Source organism: Paenibacillus oleatilyticus, assembly GCF_018998565.1.
In the GTDB taxonomy this organism is placed as follows: Bacteria; Bacillota; Bacilli; order Paenibacillales; family NBRC-103111; genus Paenibacillus_G; species Paenibacillus_G oleatilyticus.
In genome coordinates this window covers 1-21,302 of the sequence record NZ_JAHNZO010000006.1, presented here as the reverse complement: position 1 = coordinate 21,302, position 21,302 = coordinate 1, and the positions used below count along the sequence as shown (strand labels likewise).

Annotated in this window: 18 protein-coding genes; 16 read left to right on the top strand and 2 right to left on the bottom strand. The window is 52.8% G+C overall.

The genetic code is table 11. The features are described 5' to 3' along the window. The first annotated feature begins 140 nt into the window (after nucleotides 1-140). The 6 genes from panB to KQX66_RS09215 all read left to right on the top strand — a co-directional run bounded on the left by panB (nucleotide 141) and on the right by KQX66_RS09215 (nucleotide 6,714). Complete coding sequence (gene panB, locus KQX66_RS09240) at nucleotides 141-1,016, top strand: 3-methyl-2-oxobutanoate hydroxymethyltransferase (RefSeq protein ID WP_216792179.1); 876 nt, start codon at nucleotides 141-143, stop codon at nucleotides 1,014-1,016. Nucleotides 1,017-1,037: 21 nt separating this feature from the next. Continuing rightward, on the top strand, nucleotides 1,038-1,925 hold the full coding sequence (gene panC, locus KQX66_RS09235; protein ID WP_216792178.1) for a pantoate--beta-alanine ligase: 888 nt from the start codon (nucleotides 1,038-1,040) through the stop codon (nucleotides 1,923-1,925). 56 nt (nucleotides 1,926-1,981) lie between these two features. Next, nucleotides 1,982-2,365 (top strand): aspartate 1-decarboxylase, encoded by a 384-nt coding sequence (gene panD, locus KQX66_RS09230; protein WP_010501035.1) that lies wholly within the window; start codon nucleotides 1,982-1,984, stop codon nucleotides 2,363-2,365. Nucleotides 2,366-2,483: 118 nt separating this feature from the next. After that, nucleotides 2,484-3,131 (top strand): tetratricopeptide repeat protein, encoded by a 648-nt coding sequence (locus KQX66_RS09225; RefSeq protein ID WP_216792177.1) that lies wholly within the window; start codon nucleotides 2,484-2,486, stop codon nucleotides 3,129-3,131. Between the two features lie 113 nt (nucleotides 3,132-3,244). After that, nucleotides 3,245-6,097, top strand: a complete 2,853-nt coding sequence (dinG, locus tag KQX66_RS09220; RefSeq protein WP_216792176.1) for an ATP-dependent DNA helicase DinG — start codon at nucleotides 3,245-3,247, stop codon at nucleotides 6,095-6,097. Then, nucleotides 6,094-6,714: a redox-sensing transcriptional repressor Rex gene (locus KQX66_RS09215; protein WP_216792175.1), complete on the top strand. Its 621-nt coding sequence runs from the start codon at nucleotides 6,094-6,096 to the stop codon at nucleotides 6,712-6,714. The genes dinG and KQX66_RS09215 overlap by 4 nt, the downstream gene beginning before the upstream one ends. 83 nt (nucleotides 6,715-6,797) lie before the next feature. On the opposite strand, the gene KQX66_RS09210 is transcribed toward KQX66_RS09215, so the two are convergent. Further along, on the bottom strand, nucleotides 6,798-7,799 hold the full coding sequence (locus KQX66_RS09210; protein WP_216792174.1) for an inorganic phosphate transporter: 1,002 nt from the start codon (nucleotides 7,797-7,799) through the stop codon (nucleotides 6,798-6,800). 57 nt (nucleotides 7,800-7,856) lie between these two features. Continuing rightward, nucleotides 7,857-8,477, bottom strand: a complete 621-nt coding sequence (locus tag KQX66_RS09205) for a DUF47 domain-containing protein (RefSeq protein ID WP_063183934.1) — start codon at nucleotides 8,475-8,477, stop codon at nucleotides 7,857-7,859. Nucleotides 8,478-8,752: 275 nt separating this feature from the next. Here KQX66_RS09205 and KQX66_RS09200 point away from each other — a divergent pair, with 275 nt between their 5' ends. From KQX66_RS09200 to KQX66_RS09155, 10 genes are all read left to right on the top strand, one after another. Continuing rightward, entirely contained in the window at nucleotides 8,753-10,051 is a 1,299-nt protein-coding gene (locus KQX66_RS09200; RefSeq protein ID WP_308647206.1) for an amidohydrolase, read from the top strand. Between the two features lie 36 nt (nucleotides 10,052-10,087). Further along, nucleotides 10,088-10,582, top strand: coding sequence for a cell wall elongation regulator TseB-like domain-containing protein (locus KQX66_RS09195; RefSeq protein ID WP_216792173.1), 495 nt, complete (start codon nucleotides 10,088-10,090; stop codon nucleotides 10,580-10,582). A gap of 265 nt (nucleotides 10,583-10,847) precedes the next feature. Beyond that, nucleotides 10,848-11,381 (top strand): hypothetical protein, encoded by a 534-nt coding sequence (locus KQX66_RS09190; RefSeq protein ID WP_253957043.1) that lies wholly within the window; start codon nucleotides 10,848-10,850, stop codon nucleotides 11,379-11,381. Next, nucleotides 11,374-12,873: an AAA family ATPase gene (locus tag KQX66_RS09185; RefSeq protein WP_216792172.1), complete on the top strand. Its 1,500-nt coding sequence runs from the start codon at nucleotides 11,374-11,376 to the stop codon at nucleotides 12,871-12,873. The genes KQX66_RS09190 and KQX66_RS09185 overlap by 8 nt, the downstream gene beginning before the upstream one ends. A gap of 217 nt (nucleotides 12,874-13,090) precedes the next feature. After that, complete coding sequence (locus KQX66_RS09180; protein ID WP_216792171.1) at nucleotides 13,091-14,974, top strand: N-acetylmuramoyl-L-alanine amidase; 1,884 nt, start codon at nucleotides 13,091-13,093, stop codon at nucleotides 14,972-14,974. Nucleotides 14,975-14,987: 13 nt separating this feature from the next. Further along, the gene (locus KQX66_RS09175) at nucleotides 14,988-15,596 is read left to right on the top strand and encodes a GerMN domain-containing protein (RefSeq protein WP_216792170.1); all 609 of its coding nucleotides are present in this window, start codon (nucleotides 14,988-14,990) and stop codon (nucleotides 15,594-15,596) included. A gap of 44 nt (nucleotides 15,597-15,640) precedes the next feature. Next, nucleotides 15,641-18,394, top strand: coding sequence for an S-layer homology domain-containing protein (locus tag KQX66_RS09170; RefSeq protein WP_216792169.1), 2,754 nt, complete (start codon nucleotides 15,641-15,643; stop codon nucleotides 18,392-18,394). Between the two features lie 169 nt (nucleotides 18,395-18,563). Continuing rightward, complete coding sequence (gene nth, locus KQX66_RS09165) at nucleotides 18,564-19,271, top strand: endonuclease III (RefSeq protein WP_216792168.1); 708 nt, start codon at nucleotides 18,564-18,566, stop codon at nucleotides 19,269-19,271. A gap of 28 nt (nucleotides 19,272-19,299) precedes the next feature. After that, nucleotides 19,300-19,572, top strand: coding sequence for a hypothetical protein (locus tag KQX66_RS09160; RefSeq protein ID WP_010501064.1), 273 nt, complete (start codon nucleotides 19,300-19,302; stop codon nucleotides 19,570-19,572). A gap of 101 nt (nucleotides 19,573-19,673) precedes the next feature. After that, a partial coding sequence (locus KQX66_RS09155) for a dynamin family protein (protein ID WP_216792167.1) occupies nucleotides 19,674-21,302 on the top strand: 1,629 nt, incomplete at its 3' end.

The following is a 21,302-nucleotide window of genomic DNA, read 5'->3' as shown; positions in this document are numbered from 1 at the left end:
TGGGCTGAAAGGTTTTTTTGCTCTTTGCAACAATCCGGCCGATTATCGCAATACTATCAGGAGGAAGGACGGCAGAGGGAGATGCTCCCCGAGCGGACGGAACCCTGAACCATTCCAACCCGGAAGGCAAGGTGTTAATCATGAACATGCGCAAACCGGTAACGACGGCCAAACTGAGAAAAATGAAAGAAGACGGGATTCCGATCAGCGTGATGACGGCCTACGATTACCCGACGGCTATGCTGGCGGAGGAAGCCGGCATCGATGTCATTCTTGTGGGAGATTCGCTGGGCAATGTCGTGCTCGGCTACGATTCGACGGTCCCCGTCACGCTGGATGATATGATCTATCACTCGCGTGCGGTGACGCGTGCGGTCCGGACCAGCTTTGTGGTAACGGATCTTCCGTTTAATACGTATCACGGCAGCATCGATGCGTCGCTGCGGAATGCGGGACGGATTATGCAGGAAGGGCTGGCCAAAGCGGTGAAGATGGAGGGCGGAGCAGAGATTGCGCCGACGGTTGAAGCACTTGTGCAAGCCGGCATTCCTGTGATGGCCCATCTCGGTTTGACCCCTCAGTCGATTCACCAGATCGGCGGTTATAAAATCCAGGGCAAGACAGTCGCGCAAGCGCAAAAATTGCTTGACGATGCCAAAGCCTTAGAGCAGGCCGGTGCTTTCTCCATCGTGCTGGAGCTGGTGACCGACCAAGTGGCCGCACATCTGACAAGCAAGCTGTCCATACCGACCATCGGGATTGGCGCCGGCAAAGATTGCGACGGTCAGGTGCTCGTATTTCACGATGCGCTCGGCTACGGATCGGACATTCATCCGAAGCGTTTTGTGAAGACCTACGGAAATGTCGGCGAGATGATCCGCAGCGGGCTTCGCCAGTATGTAGACGACGTGAAGCAGCGCAGCTTCCCCGGGCCGGAGCATTCGTTCCGTATGGACGACGAAGTGGCGGAGTCCTTGTACGGTGGCGGGAAACCTGTAGCAGCATATAGAGAATAAGAAACGGAGCTTCGATTACCGATGCAGACTGTTCATCAGATTGAATCATTACGACAGTTGATTAAAGCAAAACGGGTCGCCAATCCGGCCGTACGCATCGGCTTCGTGCCGACAATGGGCTTCCTGCACCGAGGCCATGCCTCGCTGCTCGAAGCCGCGCGCAAAGAGTGCGACGTCGTTATCCTGAGCATTTTCGTCAATCCGCTGCAATTCGGACCGAACGAAGATTTGGAACGGTATCCGCGGGACGAGGAGCGGGATATGGCCGTCGCGCGTGAAGCCGGGACAGATATCGTATTTTTCCCGCAGGCAAGCGAGATGTACCCGAAGCCGACCAGAACGATAGTCTCTGTCTCCGGAGTAACCGAGCGTCTGTGCGGAGCTTCCCGGCCTGGCCATTTTGACGGTGTTGCGACGGTCGTTACCAAGCTGCTGAATATCGTACAGCCTGACAAAGCTTATTTCGGGATGAAGGATGCCCAGCAGGTAGCGGTCATCGAGCAGATGGTGTACGATCTGAACATTCCTGTCACCATCGTCCCATGTCCGATTGTCCGGGAAGAAGACGGACTCGCGATGAGCTCGCGCAACGTGTATTTGAGCGAGGAAGAGAGAAAGCAAGCCCTTGTCCTTTCCGCAGCTCTGGAAGAGGCGGAATCGCTGCTCAAAGCTCGTCAAGAAGCGATTTCCCCGGAAGAGCTGAGGCAGAAGGTCGTTCGGCATATTCAGTCCGCACCTTTGGCCGATATCGATTATGTGGAGCTGCTGTCTTATCCGGATCTGGCTCCATTGGATTTTTGGAGCAGTGAAGAAAGAATTATTATCGCTGTGGCCGTCCGTTTCGGGGGAACGCGCTTGATCGATAACCGGATACTTCATGCTCCCGTTGCTTCATTGAGCCATTCGTAATCCGACAGCTTAGGGACAGGTATCCCGAGAGCGCAAAAACGTAGGAGGCGTCAGCCATGTTTCGTACCATGCTAAAATCGAAAATTCACCGTGCGACCGTAACGGAAGCCAATTTAAACTATGTCGGGAGCATTACGATCGATCAGGATTTGCTGGATCTGGTCGACATGCTGCCAAACGAAAAAGTCCAAATTGTCAACAATAATAACGGTGCCAGATTCGAGACCTATATCATTCCCGGACCGCGGGGCTCGGGTGTCGTCTGCTTGAACGGCGCTGCGGCCAGAATGGTCCACCCGGGAGATATTGTCATTATTTTATCGTACGTCATGTTATCGGACGAAGAAGCCCGCAAGCATACCCCGAGCATTGCCATTATGGGCGAGAACAATCAAGTCGTCGGTGTGTTGAAGGAAGAAATTCATTCCACGGTCCTTTAAACGAGAATGAAACGGGACGGGTAGACGCACAATGTAGATACGATCACAGCTGGCGCCACAGCCGCGGCGAAGACGTTTAAAGCTGCTGTGGGAAAAGAAGCAAAGGTGGGATAGGCCGATGTTTAAACATCTTTTTGCTTCCATGAACGAAATGCTGGATGAAGTCATCTCGCAATACCCGTCCTCCCAAGGCGCCGCACGCAGGGAGCTGCAGGAAAAGCTGCGGGCTCTGAAGGCGATGAGCGACGCCTGCATTGAAGAATGGCTGCAGTTCGAAGAGAAATGGAGTAAGCTGATAAGCATTGCCGGCATTTCATTGAACGGTATGGGAGCCGATCCGCTCGATCCCGAATTTTCAGGCAAACGAACCGATTTGTTTATCCGGGGACAAGGATATTACAAGCTCCATATGTTCGACCGGGCGATTGCCGAATTCGACGAGCTGATCCGGCTCCAACCCGATTTCAATTTGGCTCGGATTTATTTGGCCATGTCTTACTTGCGCAAAGGGGAAGCCGGAGAAAGCTACCTGCATTTTCAATTTTTATCCCGGCTGACCGAAAACATGCAGCTCAAAGCGATTTCCTTTAATGCCATGGGATGCATACAAGCGCAGCTGCACAATATGGACAAAGCGTGCGAACTGTTTAATATGGCTTACCGGACCGATCCTTCCAGCGTTCAGCCTTTGCTCGATTTGGGGGTTTGTTGCGAGAAAAAGGGCGGGCTTCAGTTTGTATTCGACATGTCGCGGCCTACGGATTAACCGAATGTTCGTTCCTGTTTTTTTGTAAAAAGGGTAAGTTTGCTATTCCCTTTTTCCCTCAGTATTGGTATGCTTATGAGAAGAGTGGGAATGAAGGGATTGACACGACTCCGATGAAATTTGCAGTTTTAGATTTTGAAACGACGGGGAGCACGGCGACGGATCGCATTATCCAAGTCGGGCTCTTTCTTATAAACGACCATGAAATGACCGACAGGTATACTTCTCTCGTCAATCCGGGCATAAGTATACCTTCTTCAATTACAACGCTTACCGGAATCGACGACGATATGGTTAAGGATGCACCCGCGATGGAAGAGGTTATTGCCGAGATGGTTCCTCTCCTTCAAGACGCAGTTCTGGTGGGTCATAATATTTCCTTTGACCTTGCTTTTCTGCAGCGGGCGCTGGACGATAACGGTTACTTCCCGTTCGACGGACGCGTATTGGACACGATGGACGCGCTGCGCGTCTTGTTTCCCGGTTTGTCGAGTCTGCAGCTTTCGATGGTTTGCCACGCTTTCGGGATCGAACACGAACGGCCGCATCAGGCGGATAGCGATGCCGAGGTCACCGCGCTGATCTGGCTCTGTTGCATGGAGCGGTTTCAATCGCTACCGCTGCTTACTCTGCAAAGGCTGGAGCTGGTATTTGCCGATTCGGCGGGAGATTTCGGCTGGCTTGTGAGCGAAATGCGGCAATATAAAGAGCTGCATCAGCCGCTTGATCCGGACATGGATCGTTATTTCCGCCAATTTGCCTTGAACGTTGGAGAATGGGGAGAAGAAGAGCCGGTGCGGGAGGAGGAAGATGTCCTGCGCCTGCCGGACGATTTTCCTTCATTTTACGATCAACTTAAACGAGAGCTTCAGCAGCGTTTTGCCGCTTACGAGGACAGGGAGTCTCAGGTGCAAATGCTCAGTGAGGTGGAGACGGCATTCGAAGACGGCAAGCACCTGATGATCGAAGCCGGCACAGGCACCGGGAAATCGCTCGGCTACCTGATTCCTTCGCTGTATTACGGGCTCAAACAGGACAAGAAAATGCTGGTTAGCACGCATACCATCAATCTGCAAGAGCAGCTCCGAGAACGGGATGTGCCGTTGCTGCACGAGCTGTTCCCCGTTGGCTTCCGGGCGGCCGTTCTGAAGGGGCGGAGCCACTACTTGTGCCTGCGCAAATTCGAGCATAAAATGAATATGCTCGACTTCGAGCACGGCAAGGAAGACCGGATTACAGCCGGGCAGATGCTTGTCTGGCTGGGAGAAACGAAGCATGGAGATGAAGAGGAGCTTCATTTCGCCAATAAAGGAAAACAGTTTTGGCAATCGGTGGAAAGCGATACGGATTCCTGCTTGAACCGCGCCTGCCCTTGGTTTAAAAAATGCTTCTATCACCGCGCCCGTCACGAGGCGAACACCGCAGATGTCATCATTACCAACCACTCGCTGCTGTTCACCGATATGAAAGCGGAAAACCGGCTGCTGCCGGGATACAAGCATTTGGTTATCGACGAAGCTCATCACTTCGAGGAAGTGGCCGGCAAGCATCTCGGGATCGAGCTGCACTACCATGGTTTGTCAAACACGCTCCTCTGGCTTTATAAAGATGCGCGTTCAGGACAATTGTCCAATCTGCGTATTCGGCTGCAGCGGTTCGAGGACGAGCGTGCGCAAGGCTGGTGCATAACGATTGATCGCGTTGTCGAGAAGCTTCTGCAGCTGAAGGAAGAATGGGATCAGCTGACGGAGCTGCTGTACCAGCTTCTGGCTTCGCGAAGCGATCCGTCCCAATCGGAAGGAAATGGCCTTGTCTATCGGGTCAAAAAAGACTCGCTGCCTACAGGCTGGGATAAGCTGGAAGTGCTTGAAGAGAATATGCAGCTTAACTTCGGGGAAGCTCTGAAGCCGCTCGACAAGCTGATCTCGGAGATCAAAGAGGTGCAGGACGAATACGATGTCCAAAGCTTGATCACGGACCTTAGCGGGACCGTTAAGGAGCTGTTCCGGCACAGGGATTCGCTTCATTTCTTTATGACGATGCCGGATGCGAACTATGTTTATTGGCTTGAAGCCGGGACCTATAGCAGAAACCGGTCGCTTCAGCTTTTCTGCGTGCCGATTGACGTCAGCGAGATGCTGAAGCAGCATTTCTTTGGACCGAAGGATAGCGTCATTCTGACCTCGGCCACGTTATCCGTGGGCAAATCGTTCGATTATACGTGCGACCAGTTGGGCTTGCGAGAAAACGGAGCGGATGGCAAACTGAAAACCGTTCAGCTTCCTTCGCCGTTTAATTACCGCGATCAGGCGCTCGTGGCCATCCCTCGGGATTTTCCTACGCTGCGCGGAGCCAGCGGCGAGAAGGAATTCGTCGACCGGCTCGTGCCGTCGCTGGCTGAGGTAGCGCTGGAAACACGGGGCCGGATGCTGGTATTGTTCACGTCCAACCGGATGCTTAAGCTGGTTCATGGCGCGTTGAAAGAAATGTTGAGCCCGTTCGGCATCGGCGTGCTGGGTCAGGGTGTGGACAGCAGCAACCGGAGCAAGCTGACAAGATTGTTTCAGAACAGTCCGAACTGCGTTCTGCTGGGTACAAGCAGTTTCTGGGAAGGTGTCGATATTCCCGGAAATGCGCTTACTTGTCTGGCGATCGTCAGGCTGCCGTTTCAACCGCCGAACCATCCGTTGATCGAAGCAAAGACGGAGATGATCAAGCAGCGAAACCAGAATCCGTTCATGAAGCTGTCGGTACCGCAGGCGGTTATCAGGTTCAAGCAAGGTTTCGGCAGGCTGGTGCGCACGGCTACGGATAAAGGCATCGTCATCATATACGATACCCGGGTGATTGACACGAATTACGGCAAATATTTCCTGTATTCGCTGCCAGGCCCCAAAATCGAGCACATGAATTCGAATCAGCTCGTACCAAGAATAAAGCAGTGGATGGGTGAGAACCAAGCATGAAGACGATGAAAATTTCCGAGGCCGTCGTGCGCCGGCTTCCGGTGTACCTCCGGTTTTTGAACGAACTCAGTAAAAAGAACGTACAGACGGTATCCTCTCAGGATCTGGGGCAAAAGCTGGACTTGAATCCGGCGCAGATCCGTAAAGATCTAGCTTATTTCGGGGAATTCGGCAAGAAGGGGATCGGTTACGATGTCGACTATTTGATCGAAAAAATCCGTCAAATTTTAAAGCTCAACAAAATCATCCCCGTAGCGCTGGTAGGCGCGGGAAATCTGGGCCGCGCCTTATGCAATTATAATGCCTATCTGAAGGATAACATGAAAATCGTAGCCGTCTTCGATTCGCACGAATCGAAGATCGGGGATACGATCAACAATTTGAAGGTCAAGTCGACGAGCGAAATGAAGGCAACCATCCAAGAGTTAAAGGTACGCATCGGGATTATTACCGTCCCGGCGGCAGAAGCGCAACAGGTAGCCAATCAGTTTGTGGAGGCCGGTGTCGAGGCAATTCTAAACTTTGCTCCGATGATTATAAAAGTGCCGGGTGAAATGCGGGTGCATCATGCCGATTTTACGACGGAGCTGCAAAGCTTGGCTTATTATCTGGATTAAGCATGAGAAAAGGATAGGGCTTGACAGAACGTTGTTCTGAAGCTCTATCCTTTTTATATTTGCCGGATCGGGCTTGTCCGTTCTTATGCGACAAGCGCGAACAAAATTTTATAAATGATAAAAGCAAGTACCATACTGATCGGAATGGTAATCACCCACGTCAAGACCATGCGGGTGACCGTCCCCCATTTCACATCGTGAAACCGCATCACGGAACCTGTTCCGATAATGGAAGACGAGATGACATGCGTCGTCGAGAGCGGCATGCCAAGATGCGTAGAGGTCTGAATAACGATAGACGAGTTCAAGTCCGAGGCGAAGCCGTTGATCGGTTCGATTTTCAGCAGCTTTTTGCTCATCGTCTTGATAATTCTCCAGCCGCCGATCGAGGTTCCCAGCCCCATGGCCGTCGCGGCTGATACTTTAACCCACATCGGCACGTCCAAATTGTTTTGATACCCTAATGCAACAAGACCAAAGACGATAATCCCCATCGCTTTTTGCGCGTCGTTACCTCCGTGGGAGAAAGACAGCAGGCCCGCTGAGAGCACTTGGAAGCTCTTGAAGGTACGATTCATCTTCGAACGGGATTGGTTGCCGCTAACCAGAATAAGCTTGCGGATGATCCACATGACGACAAAGCCCGTTGCGAAAGCGATAATCGGCGAAAGGACGAGAATCAATACGATTTCTTTAAATCCGGACCAATTGAGCGCCCCGACTCCCGCTCCCGCAATGACCGCTCCGGCGAGAGAACCGATCAGCGTATGGGAGGAAGACGAAGGGATGCCATAGTACCAAGTCAGCAAATTCCAGATAATGGCGGACAACAGCGCGGCAATAACGATATATACGCCGTTGTCGATCGTAGCGGGATTGGCGACCTTACCTCCGACCGTTTTGGCGACCTCCGAGGAAAAGACCGCACCGATGAAGTTCAAAATCGCGGCATAAAATACGGCAAAACGGGGCGATAACGCCCGGGTTGAAATCGATGTGGCGATGGCGTTGGCCGTATCATGGAAACCGTTAATAAAATCGAAGAGCAGCGCCAGAGCTACGATGATAATGATAGTGGTTAACATAGTTTCCTCCTAGGCAGGCTGAGTCGTACCCATGTTCCGAATCGTAAAACGGTCCTGTTAAGAATACCGCAGGACTACGCTATCCAAAATGTTGGCTACGTCTTCGCATGCGTCGGTCGTTTGCTCCAGGCGCTCGTAAAGTTCTTTTAATTTAAAATCGTGATAAGGATCTTTAGGGTGGGTGAAAATCTCACGAATGCCTTCTCTCATAAGGCGGTCGGCTTCATTTTCCAAGCTGTTGATCTGTACGGTATGCTCGGTAATTTGCATATATTTTTTCTTGGACAGCAGCTTGAAAGAGTCCAGAATATGCTGACAGCTTGCAACGAGCACGGCCGAAAATTCTTTCATATATTTATCCGAGGCGGTTATGTTCAAGTAATCGAAACGGGCGATTGTGGCTTCGATCCCGTCGAGCACGTCATCCACTTTGGAAGCCAGCTCCATAATATCTTCGCGGTCCAGCGGCGTGATGAACACTTTGTTCAATCCTTTGAAGATTTGGTGTGTGATTTGGTCTCCTTTGTTTTCGAGTTCTTTCAGCTGCGGGTAAAACGTAGCCGGCGGCTCGCTACCCATGACGGCGTTCCGAAACATCTGCGCGGCGTCAAGCGTATTTTCCGACGCTTTAATGAGCAGCAGCAGAAAATCGGTGTCATTCTTTTTTGTAAACAACATACAGTTTTGGCCTCCCAAGTAATTGAAGATTTACAAGAAATTAAAATTAAAAGAAAGAAATATGTAGAAAAAACGCGCCAATTCACACAAAATTAAAAATAACATAATCAAACAACGGATTGCAATTCTTAGTTTATCCATTTTACCATATGTTCATGAATCTTTTGCTATGTAAGCGTATTACCCCCGGAGGGTATGGTCAGCTTGATTTTTGTCCTCCGCAGGGTGTACATTGAAAACGAGATTGTATTTGAATTGGGAGGGGATTGTGTCCGGTGAAGAAAACAATTATTGAAAACGGAACGTTTCTAACGATGAATGAAGAGGCGCCTGTCATCCAGGGGTGCATGGTCATTGAAGGAAACCGCATTACATATATCGGAGAACAGGCGCCGCTTCCTGCGGAGTCATATGACGAGCGTATCGACGGCTCGGGCAAGCTGTTCATGCCAGGGCTCGTCAATACGCACGGGCATGCCGCGATGTCGCTGCTTCGCGGTTACGGCGACGATATGGCCCTTCAAGTGTGGCTTCAGGAGAAGATGTGGCCGATGGAAGGCAAGTTCACGGCCCAGGATGTACGTGCAGGCACCCGTTTGTCCGTGCTGGAAATGCTGAAGGGCGGAACGACGACCTTCGTCGATATGTACGATCATATGAACGAAGTCGCGAATGCGGCGGTCGAGAGCGGTATCCGCGCCTGCCTTACGCGCGGCGTGATCGGGCTGTGCTCGCGGGAGGTACAGGACGCGAAGCTGGCCGAGGCGATTGCTTTTGCAAAAAATTGGCACGGTCAAGCGGACGGCCGCATCACGACTATGATGTCGCCGCATTCTCCTTACACCTGCCCTCCGGATTATATCGAACGTATTGTGCAGGCGGCGCACGACTTGAATTTGCCGATCCACACCCACATGTCGGAGACGGCCAGGGAAGTGCAGGAAAACGTCGATCAATACGGATTGCGTCCGGTAGCGCATTTGGAGAAGCTCGGCGTATTTTCCCGACCGACGCTCGTGGCTCATGGCGTACACTTGACAGACGAAGAGATCGAAGTGCTGAAACGGTACGACGTGCGTATTTCGCACAACCCCGGCAGCAACCTGAAGCTGGCTAGCGGCGTAGCCCGCGTGCCGGAGCTGCTGAAAGCGGGCGTGCTCGTGTCCCTGGGAACGGACGGGGCCGCCAGCAATAACAATCTGGACATGCTCGAAGAGGTGCGGCTGGCCGCCCTGATTCATAAAGGCGTATCCGGCGATCCGGTTGCGGTATCCGCTTCGGAGGCTTTGAAGCTTGGCACGCTCGACGGCGCCCGTTCGATCTGGCTAAACGACGTCGGTGCGCTTCAGCAAGGAATGAAGGCCGACTTTATCGCGCTGGATATCGATCAGCCGCATTTCTACCCGCGGACGAATTTCATCTCGCACGTCGTTTATTCCGCCGTTTCCAAGGATGTGACGGACGTCTGCATCGACGGACGTTGGGTCGTCCGCAAAGGCGAATGTCTGACGATGGACGAAGAGAAGGTCAAATTCGAGGCGCAGCAAAGCTTCGAGCGTTTGACGGCACTATAAGCGTCCCAACACGACCAGGCAGAAAGGAGGCCGCCGGTGCGCAAAGCATGGAAGATCACGATCATTGCGGGGGCCGCGGCAGTTGTGATTGTGACCGGAATGAGCATGGCTTTTAACTTTATTATGGATAAGGAATGGACGGAGCAGCGTGCTGCCGTCCTTACCGCTTACGAGAAGACGGTACTGACCAAAGCGGTTAAGGTCGAACGGTTCGTTGCAGAGAAACCATACACGGTTATTACCGGGGAAGATAAAATCGGCCAGCCGGTGTATGTATGGGTAGGTCAAGACGAGATCCATACGGAAATGGGAAGTGCAGGAATCGATGCAGCGCAGGCTGAAGCGAAAGTGAAAGCGGCGTATCCGGAAGCGAAGGTGCTCCGGACGACGCCGGGAATCCGCAGCGGCGAACTGGTCTGGGAAGTATTTTACAAGCTGCAGCCGGAAGGAAAGATAGAACAGCACTTTTACGATTATTACGCTTTTAAGGACGGCCAAGCGATCGATACGCTGCGCTTGACCATTCAGTAGCACGATCCGGCGATCAAACGCTGAAATCTGCCGCGGGAAACGCCGAACGAAGCGGCATCTTCCGCGGCTGTTCTTTATAGTTCGCTTGCAAGCGGGGTCCAGGGAGCAGTGAAGGCATACACGGCCATTCATTCAATTGCCACACATTGCATCAACATTCGTATATACGATATGATATACTTACGGTATGGCTAAAACGTATAGATGGAAAACTTCGTCGGAAGATTTTTCACATGAATTTTATAGAAAGGGGGACGTATAGCTGATGAATATGAAGTTACGTCTCTTGCCTGTCGTATTGAGTGTTCTTGTGTCGGCAACGCTGCTGTTCGGCGGTTATTTTGCTTACCGGACATTGGCGATGGAAAGTCCGCTGCAGAAAGTTGTATCCGGCATTTCCGGAGTTGAGCTGGTTTCTATGGATTTAAGCGGGCCGGATGCCCGGATGGAATTGAAACTCGCACCGGGTACAAACCTGCGTGAAGTATATAGCAAGATCCAAACCGAAGGCCGTTCGACGCTGGGCACCAAGGAATTGAAGCTCAAAGTCGTGAACGATCCGTCACCGAAGCTGGAGCAATGGTGGTCTTCCGCTTTGTTCGAGGTGGCTCAGGCCATGGAAACGAAGCAGTATGCGCAAATCCCGAAAACGTTGCAGGCTCAAGGCAGCGACGGGATTAAAGCGTCCACCGAGATGGACGATAAATATGTGTACGTCACGCTATCGGACGGTACGGTAAGCAAATATGTCATGCTGCCAAGAACGCCTGCCAAACTGGGGGTGTGGCCGAATGAGTAAGTACGGTAAAGAGATTTTGCTGGGCTTTATCCCGGTTCTTGTTATTTTCCTGCTTTATATCGGAGTCAATCTGTTTCCTATCGTATTTATGGCCGCGATCTTGGGTACCTTTTTGTATATGGCCCGTGCCCGCGGAGGGTTGAATGTAGGCTCGGAGCGCAAATCGCGCGGCAAAACGCCGGGCTTCCTGACGTTCGACGATATCGGCGGACAGGATCGGGCAAAGGGCGAGCTGAAAGAGGCGCTTGATTTTCTGATCCGTTACGACGATATTAAAAAGCTCGGTATTCGTCCGTTAAAGGGCATTTTGCTGACCGGTCCTCCGGGAACCGGGAAAACGCTGATGGCAAAAGCTGCCGCTCATTACACGAACTCGGTGTTTCTGGCGGCATCCGGCAGTGAGTTCGTCGAAATGTATGTCGGCGTCGGGGCGAGCCGCATCCGCGACTTGTTCAAGGAAGCCCGCTCGCGCGCCGCGAAAGAGAACAAGGAGAGCGCCATTGTATTTATCGACGAAATCGACGTGATCGGCGGTAAACGGGACGGCGGTCAGCACCGGGAGTATGACCAGACGCTGAACCAGCTGCTCACCGAGATGGACGGAATTCATACGAGCGATACGCCCCGCGTATTGATCATTGCGGCCACGAACCGCAAGGAAATGCTGGACGGCGCGCTGCTGCGTCCGGGACGGTTCGACCGTCATATCGAAGTCGATTTGCCGGACAAGAAGGGCCGGTTGCACATCTTGAACATCCATGCTAAAAACAAACCGCTGGCCGAAGGGGTCGATCTGGATGCCATCGCGCGGGAAACGTTCCATTTCTCCGGCGCACAGCTGGAAAGCGTCATGAACGAAGCGGCGATATATGCTATGCGGGACGAATCGGATGTCATCGGACAGCAGCACTTGTCGCTGGCCGTCGATAAGGTCATGCTTGGGGAGAAGACGGACCGTGAATCGAACAAAGAAGAGCGGGAACGCGTCGCACTTCATGAGCTTGGACACGCTATTGCCGCCGAGCTGGTGCGTCCGGGCTCCGTCTCTCAAGTTTCGCTCAGCCCTCGCGGGAAAGCGCTCGGTTTTGTGCGTCATAATCCGCAGCAGGATCAGTATTTGTACACGAAAGCGGAGATTGAGCAGCAGATTATGGTTGCACTAGGCGGCGCCGTAGCGGAGGAAATGTTCTACGGCGGACGGAGCACCGGCTCCCGCAACGATTTCGAGCAGGCGCTGAATATGGTGCGCACGATGATGGATTCGGGGCTTACAAGGCTCGGCATCATTGACCGCGAGATGGTCACGAAGCAGGAGCTTATGAAAGAAAATGCCGCGATTTTGGACGAGCTGACGGAGGCAACCCGGCGCATGCTTGAAAGCCACAGAACCGTATTCGAACAATCGCTTGACATTTTGATTGCCGAAGAAGTGCTTTCCGGAGACCAGTTCCGCGAGCTTCTCAAGCAATCGTCGCAAGTCCAAATTGCCTGAAAATCATCGAGAACCGAAGCCGAAGGCGAAAAGCCTTCGGTTTTTTCGTATTTCCTCGCGAATTCTACGAAATTTGCCGAACGTGCAACTTTTTTGATAGAATTTAGTCTAATATATTGGTAGTTTTCGCCACGGTATTCTTTTTGTCGGCTGGGAGTCGCAATCGCTTCCAGCTTTCTACATAAAGCAAAAAAATTACAAGATTTTGAGGTGCAAAATGAAATTTTTAACGGCTTGGTTCACCCTGTCGATCGCGTCGCTCCTGTTGCTGCCGGCCGTAGGCTCGGCGGCTGCTCCGTCCAAGTCATCTACGCCGAAGTCGTCAAAGCCGCCCGCGCCGCCAATTCAGTTAGTTTTAAACGGGAAAAAACTCGCGCCGGAAGTCGCTCCGCGCAACGTGGACGGGAATGTCATCGTGCCCGTTCGTATCATTGCGGAAGAGCTCGGCTCCAAGGTTGCCTGGGACGAGAAGCAGCGAAAGGTTACGGTAGTTAAAGACGAAACCAATATCCAGCTGTTTATTGACAAAAAGAACGCAACGGCAGGCGGAAAATCGTTTCAGCTTGAGGCGGCGCCCACAATCATCGAGGGCAATACGATGCTGCCCGTACGATTCGTAAGCGAGCAGTTAGGGGTAAAAGTATCATGGGAGGAACCCACCCAGTCGGTTATTTTGTCAACGCCGGAAAAGAGTAAAGACGATAAGGCTCCTTCAAAAACGGACAAGCCGGGCGTAAAAGAACCCAGCGTACCGGCTGACGGCAAGCCCGCTTCCTCGTTCGATCCGGACAATACGGTAAAAGCAGGGGATAAGCCGGACAGCGAAAAGAAAGCTGGGAAGGACAACGGTACTTCGCCGTTGCCTGGAGGAACCACGCCAGCGGGAGGGACATCGCCGGCGAAAGGCGGTTCCGGGCCGTTGCTGGCTTGCGTCCCCGCGGCCGGGGGCATGCAATCGACTAGCGGCGGTGCAACAGCGGCCGCAGGAAGTCAACAGGCAGCGACCGGTGGCACGCAAACGGCTGCTGGAGGAAATCAGCCGGCGAACGGTGCTGCGCAAACGGTGACCGGCAGTGCTCAAGCCTCAAACGGAGCTGTGCAAGGGGCGGCAAACGGAACGGGACAGCCGGGAGGCGATGCCCAACAGAAAATGGGCGGGACGCAACCGCCGGCTACGGGCAAACCGGAAACGGCAGGCGACAAAAGTGCGGCGAACGGCTTGGTTACCGTACAGTCGATTTCGCTGCAAGGCGACACGTTGACCATCAAAACGTCGGATTGCGCCAGAAAGCCGAGTATATTCCGTTTGGCCAATCCGGACCGGATCGTCATGGACTTGCCCAATGCGCAGCTTGACCCGGCGCTTATGGCCAAGCTCAATCCGCAAGGCGAAGGAACTTTGCCGGATAAGAGCGAATTTGTCACACAAATTCGTTATTCGCTATTTTCAAAAGAGGCGTCTATCGTTAGAATGGTATTAGATTTGCCGCAAAAGGGGGAGCTTCGCTTAGCCTCCGTGCAGCAAAACGGGGAAATTACCGGGAAAATATCTTTCGGTAAAACCCGCTACCGGGTCTTCATCGACCCCGGACATGGCGGCAAGGATAACGGCGCCAGCTCGCTGAATAAGCGGCACGAGAAAGATTTCGTTCTCTCGCTCGGCCAGAAGGTGGCGGCACTGCTGGAGAAAGAACCGAAGATCGAAGTGACGATGACCCGCTCGGACGATACGTTCATCGAACTGGAAGAGCGCCCGAACCTTGCGAATAACGCCGACGCCGATTTATTCGTCTCGATTCATGCCAATTCCGCAGGAAAAGAAACCGTCGGCGGGACTGAAACGTATTATTGGACGGAGCAAAGTCTCGATTTTGCCAAGCTGATGCATAGGTATCTGGTCGAGGCTACCGGTTTTCCGGACCGCAAATTGAAGCAGGAACGTTTTGTTGTCATTAGGAACTCAACGATGCCGGCCGTACTGCTGGAGATCGGCTTCTTGACGAATCGAGCGGAAGAGGAACTGATGTATCAGGATGCTTTTCAAAGCAAGGTCGCCGCATCCATCGTGACTGCGATCAAGAAGCAGTTGAATCTCGAGTAAGGAGTTGGTGACGATGCACAAGACATGGCAAAAAGGAATGGCTGCTGCGGCAATCGCGGCTCTGCTGCTGGCAGGCTGCGGAACAAGCAAAGCGCCGTTACAAGGCACCGCAGAAACACCGCCCTCCAAGAGCGGACAAACTGCGCAGCCCGAGACTGGCGGAGACAAAACTCTGACTCCAACGACTCCGTCGGAGACGTCCGCTCCGAAGTCGGACCCGGAAAAGAAAGAGCTAAAGATCAAAGCGTATTACAGCGATGCCCAGCTTGAGAAACTGATTCCAAAAGATGTGACGATTAGTATCAAGCAGGATCAGGACAAATATTTGGCCGTGCTTAACCAGTTGAAGAAAAGCCCTGACGACAATACGATTCCATTATTCAAAGGGTTTACGTACAAAAGCGTCGCGTTGAAAGACGGCCAGTTGAACCTTGACGTATCCATTGCGGATGATGGAAAGCTGGGCTCCGGCGGGGAAGAAATGCTGCTGGATGCGCTGCAAAAGACGATGTTCCAGTTTTCCGAAGTCAAATCCATCGAAGTGCTGGTTGACGGAAAGCAGGTCGAGAGCCTGATGGGACATATGGATTTGCCGCATCCGATCAAACGCAGCCAAAGTTAACGTACATCATGAACGAACAGAAGTCGATCGAGAGGAGCTATTTCATGAAAAGCATCAATTCCAGACAAGCACGCAGACTGGCGGCAGCCGTTTTGGCGCTGTCGCTGGCGTTCGGAAGCCCGGCCTTTGCCGCCGCGGCCGAAACCAAAAGCAACATTTCGACGGGAAGCTCCGTAAACTCGCAGCGCTTTACCGACGTCGGGGACCAGCACTGGGCGATCAAGCATGTCACCAAGCTGGCTTCTCTCGGGGTAATTGAAGGATATGAAAAAGGGGAGTATCGTCCGGAACACTCCGTATCCCAGCAGGAAGTCATCGTTATGGCACTGCGGTTTATGGGCCTTGAATCGGAGGTAACGAAAAGCAAGGCGGGAACGGCGCTGCCTTTCAGTGTGGACAATTTCTTCAAGCCGTATGTCGCCTATGCGATCGATCGCGGCTTAATTAATATTCAAGAGGAAACGGCAGACGGCACGAACGCCAAAACGGCTTGGGGATCTAAGGAAGCATCCCGCGAATGGGTGGCCAAACTGGTCATCCGTGCCATCGGCAAACAAGAGCTGGCCAATCAGCAGACGCAATCCTCCTCTTCATTTACGGACAGCAAGGATTTTTCGTCGTGGGCAGCCGGTTATATCAATGCAGCGGTGTCGCTCAAGATCGTACAAGGCTTTGAGGACAACAGCTTCAAGCCGAAGGATAAAGTTACCCGCGCTCAAATGGCGACGTTCCTAAGCCGCGCGGATAAAGAAGCGACCTCCCGCTCCTCCCGGGTCGTTACCGGATATGTGATGGAGATAACGGACCGCAAAATCAGCGTGCTGAATGCCAATGGGCAAACGACAGAATATACGCTGTCTTCCGATACGGCCCTCTATAGCGGCAAAGACGACAGCCGGATTTCGCTGTCCAACATCAAGCTGACGAACGAAGTGTATCTGGTGCAGAATCAAGGCGCGGCACTGTACATAGAACTCACCAACGATCAACAAAAGATGGAAACCTACGAAGGAACGCTGGCGGAAATATTCACCGACCGGATGATGGCCTCGATTCAGCGAAACGGAAAGAACGAGCTTTACGATTTGTTCCCGACCGTCACAGTGACGGATAAAGACGGCCGCGGCCTGAGCTTGAGCTCTTTGACGCCGGGAAGCATCGTCGAATTGAAGAAGAACACGCTGCTGAAAGAATCGAAAATCTCGCAAATCGTACTTAAGCAGACGCCGGTCAGCAAAACGTCCGAAGGTACGGTACTCACTCTGAATAAAGAACAAAACCAAGTGACTTTCTTGGAGCAGGGGACCGGGCAGAACGAATCGTTCACGCTCACTACGCGTACAGTCGTGAAGCTGCAAGACGGCTCGACGGCCGATCTCTCGAAGCTGCGCGTCGGCGACGCGGTCAGCTATGAGGTGAAAGCGAACGAGCTTCAAGTCGTTTCCGTGAAGAAGCCGGCCGATTTTAGCCAATCCGTCGAAGGAACGATGGCGAGCTTAAGCAGCGACAAACGGATCTTGACCATTAATAAAGCAGGCGGCTCGCTCGGAGCCTATCATATCGCTGACAATGCGATTATAACGATTGAAGGGTTGACGAATCCAAGCTTGTTCGACATCGAATCCGGAGACCAACTGAAGATGGATTTGGTAAACGATAAAATCGTCAAAGTTTCCGTTACCAGCCGCTCGGTCAAGCAGTTCGTATACGCTACGATTCTTAGCTATGACGCCAATTCTAAAGCTGTGATGATCAGCACCGAGAGCGACGGAGTAGGCGCTTACCGGTTAACGGATAATACGATCATCCGCTTTATGGGTGGTCCGATACAGCAATCCAACTTCCAGAGCACATTCATAGGCAACGGCAACGACAAGAAAAGAGTGGACTTGAAAGTGTCCAAAGATAAAATCGTGCAGATCGAATCGACAATGAATGTGGAAGGCACGATCGCTCAAATCAATACGAGCAATATTACAAACGACTTGACTATTCGTACCGCCGGAGGGCAGAACTTAACGTTCAAAGTCAATTATGGCGCGCCAGTGGAAATGTTTAATAAAACGAACGGCACCATTTCGGACTTGAAAGTCGGCGATGCGATCCGTTTGACTTTGACTCCCGGGCAGGATTTCGTAACGAACCTGATGGCCAAGAAAACGGGCGTATACAAAGTACTGGTCACTAACTCCAGCACGAACCAAGTCACCGCGAAGGACGAGACGGGTTCGCAGCTGACGTTCAAAGTGGAGAACAACGATCAAATCATTAACCCGGGCAAGCAATCCCATGCCTTTTCGGATATTTTGATCGACGAGTACGTCAAAGCCAGCTTTAGCGGTACCAAGCTCGACAATCTTCAATTGCTTAATTCGGTGCGCGGCAAAGTAACGAATGTGGACGTAGCGGCAGGCACGCTGACCGTTCAGGACTTCCAAGGGAACATCCAGGTAATCACGGTCGGCCAGCAGTTCACAATCAGACAGAATGCCAATACGTCCGCCGCGTTGAATACGATCAAGCAAAATGACCGGGTGGAAATTATCCGGGACGCGAACGATAAGGCGATCATTCAAGTGGCGACGGCAACGAAACGGACGGTATCCTCTTACGATACGGTGCTGAATCAGTTGCTTCTGAAGCCGACGGCGAATAACGATAAAACATCGTACAATTTATTCGCCAAAGCGTACTTGCACAAAGGCACCCAAACGGTGGCCCCAAGCACGTTTATGGAGAACGAAGAAGTTATGGTTTACGTGATCGACGATAAAATTTTCGAAATTGAAAAGCCCTAATTGGTTTATTTGAAACTTTTATCCGGTTTGAGCCGTCTGTGTAGTGAGAACTTCTTGCTGCATAGGCGGTTTTTTCGTAAAAAGTTCGCATTTTGTCGGCATTAGTCATTGATTCGACTGCTGTGTTTCGGTAAACTGTAAGAAACAGGCGAAAGAAAGGACAGGGAGCATGAATCAGACGCAAGCGAGAACCATACTGGATACGATTGCCGATATGTTCCCGGATGCCCATTGCGAGCTAAACCACTCGAATGCGTTCGAGCTGACGATCGCCGTCCTGTTGTCGGCCCAATGTACGGACGAGACGGTTAACAAAGTAACCGCCACGTTGTTTCAGAAGTACAAGAGGCCGGAAGACTATTTGGCCGTGCCGCTCGAAGAGCTGGAGCAGGATATTCGGCGGATCGGTTTGTTCCGGAACAAAGCCAAAAATATTCAGGCTTTGTGCGCAATGCTTTTGGACAAGTATAACGGGGAAGTACCCCGTGAACACGAGAAGCTGGTGGAATTGCCGGGCGTCGGACGAAAAACGGCGAACGTCGTTGTTTCCAATGCTTTCGATGTTCCTGCGATAGCCGTCGATACGCATGTGGAACGGGTATCCAAACGGCTCGGGCTTGCCGGGGTTAACGATTCGGTGCTCGAAGTGGAAAAAAAGCTGATGAAACGGGTGCCGCGCGAAGAATGGACGCAGACGCATCATCGGCTTATTTTTTTCGGACGCTATCACTGTAAAGCGCAAAACCCCAAATGCGAGGTTTGCCCGCTGATCGATCTTTGCCGGGAAGGTAAAAAACGAATGAAATCGAACTCGAATAGGAAGCCTATACCAAAAGCGAAAGCAGCTGTCAAAGCTGCAAAAACTAAAGAAGCGTAAAGCGTAATACGAAAGGATAGGATTAGAGATGAAATGCATATCGGTTTACACCAGCGATTTTGAACTGTTTTCGGATATTTACGAGAAGGTGCTCGAGACTCCTTTGCAGGAAAACGAAGAGAAGCAGGTTGAAGGCGTCGTCGTAACGGAGTCGGGCAGCGTACCGGAAAATTATTTGAACCGCATGAAGCAGCGTCCGGAAGTGGTCGTCATGAAAGTGAAAGATAAAGACATTACGATTTTGCAGCATCGCGATGTTTTCGAAATATTTATTCCGGAGACGGAAAATATGGTACACTAAAAACCGAAGCGATTCGGTTTTTTCTTTTTGTTCGGAAAACAAAAAGATAGGCGACCAAGCGCTTGGATTTAGACAGAGGATGAACAGGGGCAGGAGAAACGATGAAAAGCGAATTGACTATAGCAGAAGCAACGTCTGTAGAAACAGGGAACGAAACGGGGCTGCAAGGCGGGGCTCCGCAGGATGAAATGCTTGCCGCCGTTCAAGGGCTGCTGGCGAAGGTAGAGCAAACGGGGGACGGAGAGCACGGAAAGAAGCTGCGGCAGCTGTTGGCGAAAGCGCAGAGCGAGCGGCTTTATTTGGCGTTTTGCGGGCACTTCTCGGCCGGGAAGTCGAGTCTGATCAACCGGCTGTGCGGTCATATGCTGCTGCCGTCGAGTCCGATTCCGACGAGCGCGAACATTGTGAGCATCGTGAATGGGGAAGCCGGGGCACGGGTTATTTACCGCAGCGATGAGGCAAGCGATCAGGCTCAAGGAATGGGCGAGCCGCGGTCCGAAACGGTGCCGTTGGACGAGTTGGCAGAGCATTGCCGTAACGGTGAAGCGATTGAAACGGTGGAAATCCGTTACCCGATCCCGTTCCTGGGAGAGCATGCGGCGCTGCTGGATACGCCGGGCATCGATTCGACGGACGATGCGCATCAGTTGGCGACGGAATCGGCGCTGCATTTGGCTGATGTTGTGTTTTACGTGATGGATTATAACCATGTGCAGTCGGAAATTAATTTGGCGTTTGCGAAAAAAATGACGGAGTGGGGCAAGCCGCTCTATTTGATCGTGAACATGATTGATAAGCACCGGGAGCAGGAGCTTTCGTTCGCCGCATATCAGGAAGGCGTCCGCGAAGCGTTCGCCAGCTGGGGCGTGCGGCCGGACGGAATCGTCTACACGTCGGTCAAAGTGCCGAGTCATCCGTCCAGCGAGTGGAGCAAGCTGGAAGGGCTGCTCGGGCAGTTGATCGAGCTGCGGCAGCCGCTCGTGCGGCTCAGCCTCGAGAAGTCGGCGCGGGCTCTTGCCGCGGCGCACGCCGAGAAGATGGCCGAGCGGAACGAGCCGGCCAAGGAAGCGCTGCGAGAGCAGCTCGCTGCCTCCGGCGAAGATCTGGACGCCGTCCAGGCAGAGTATGCGGAGGCACGCGCCGAGCTGGCGCGGCTCGAATCGCTGCCTGCGGAGCTGGAGGCAGCCGTGCGCAAAGACGTGGCGGCGGTGTTGGACAACGCCAACGTCATCCCTGCCGTGACGCGGGACCTCGCGCACGCGTATTTGGAAAGCCGCCGACCCGGCTTCAAGGTAGGCTGGTTTGGCGCCGCCGCGAAGACGGCGGCGGAACGGGAGCAGCGGCTTGCTGCGCTGCATAAGGATTTCGCGTCGCAAGTGGAGACGCAGGTGGCCAGACACGTGCAGCAGACAGTCAAAGCGAAGCTGGAGGGCCACGGCCTGCCGGCCGGCGCCATTACCGAGGCGGCCGACCGGATCAACGTGGAACTTACGCCGCAATGGCTGGCCGGTCAGGTGAACGAGGCTGCGGTGTTCGGAAACGAGTATACGTTGACGTACTCGAAGCAGATTGCCGCGGAAGCGAAAAGCTTGTACCGCAGGGAGGCGTATGCCATCAGCGACGAAGTGATCGCGGCGCTGGCGGCAGCCCTGCAGCCGCGCCTCGCGGCGCTGCGCGCGCAGCTCGCCGAGCTCGACGCGCGGCTCGCGGGCCTGCGCGAGCTGGAGCGC

Bases quoted from the DNA above. Each gene is read 5' to 3' on its own strand.
- KQX66_RS09185 (WP_216792172.1), top strand. From the start codon at position 11,374: ATGAGTAAGTACGGTAAAGAGATTTTGCTGGGCTTTATCCCGGTTCTT.
- KQX66_RS09210 (WP_216792174.1), bottom strand. From the start codon at position 7,799: ATGTTAACCACTATCATTATCATCGTAGCTCTGGCGCTGCTCTTCGAT.
- KQX66_RS09175 (WP_216792170.1), top strand. From the start codon at position 14,988: ATGCACAAGACATGGCAAAAAGGAATGGCTGCTGCGGCAATCGCGGCT.
- nth (WP_216792168.1), top strand. From the start codon at position 18,564: ATGAATCAGACGCAAGCGAGAACCATACTGGATACGATTGCCGATATG.
- panB (WP_216792179.1), top strand. From the start codon at position 141: ATGAACATGCGCAAACCGGTAACGACGGCCAAACTGAGAAAAATGAAA.
- KQX66_RS09160 (WP_010501064.1), top strand. From the start codon at position 19,300: ATGAAATGCATATCGGTTTACACCAGCGATTTTGAACTGTTTTCGGAT.
- KQX66_RS09170 (WP_216792169.1), top strand. From the start codon at position 15,641: ATGAAAAGCATCAATTCCAGACAAGCACGCAGACTGGCGGCAGCCGTT.
- KQX66_RS09205 (WP_063183934.1), bottom strand. From the start codon at position 8,477: ATGTTGTTTACAAAAAAGAATGACACCGATTTTCTGCTGCTGCTCATT.
- dinG (WP_216792176.1), top strand. From the start codon at position 3,245: ATGAAATTTGCAGTTTTAGATTTTGAAACGACGGGGAGCACGGCGACG.
- KQX66_RS09225 (WP_216792177.1), top strand. From the start codon at position 2,484: ATGTTTAAACATCTTTTTGCTTCCATGAACGAAATGCTGGATGAAGTC.
- KQX66_RS09215 (WP_216792175.1), top strand. From the start codon at position 6,094: ATGAAGACGATGAAAATTTCCGAGGCCGTCGTGCGCCGGCTTCCGGTG.
- KQX66_RS09180 (WP_216792171.1), top strand. From the start codon at position 13,091: ATGAAATTTTTAACGGCTTGGTTCACCCTGTCGATCGCGTCGCTCCTG.
- panC (WP_216792178.1), top strand. From the start codon at position 1,038: ATGCAGACTGTTCATCAGATTGAATCATTACGACAGTTGATTAAAGCA.
- panD (WP_010501035.1), top strand. From the start codon at position 1,982: ATGTTTCGTACCATGCTAAAATCGAAAATTCACCGTGCGACCGTAACG.
- KQX66_RS09190 (WP_253957043.1), top strand. From the start codon at position 10,848: ATGAATATGAAGTTACGTCTCTTGCCTGTCGTATTGAGTGTTCTTGTG.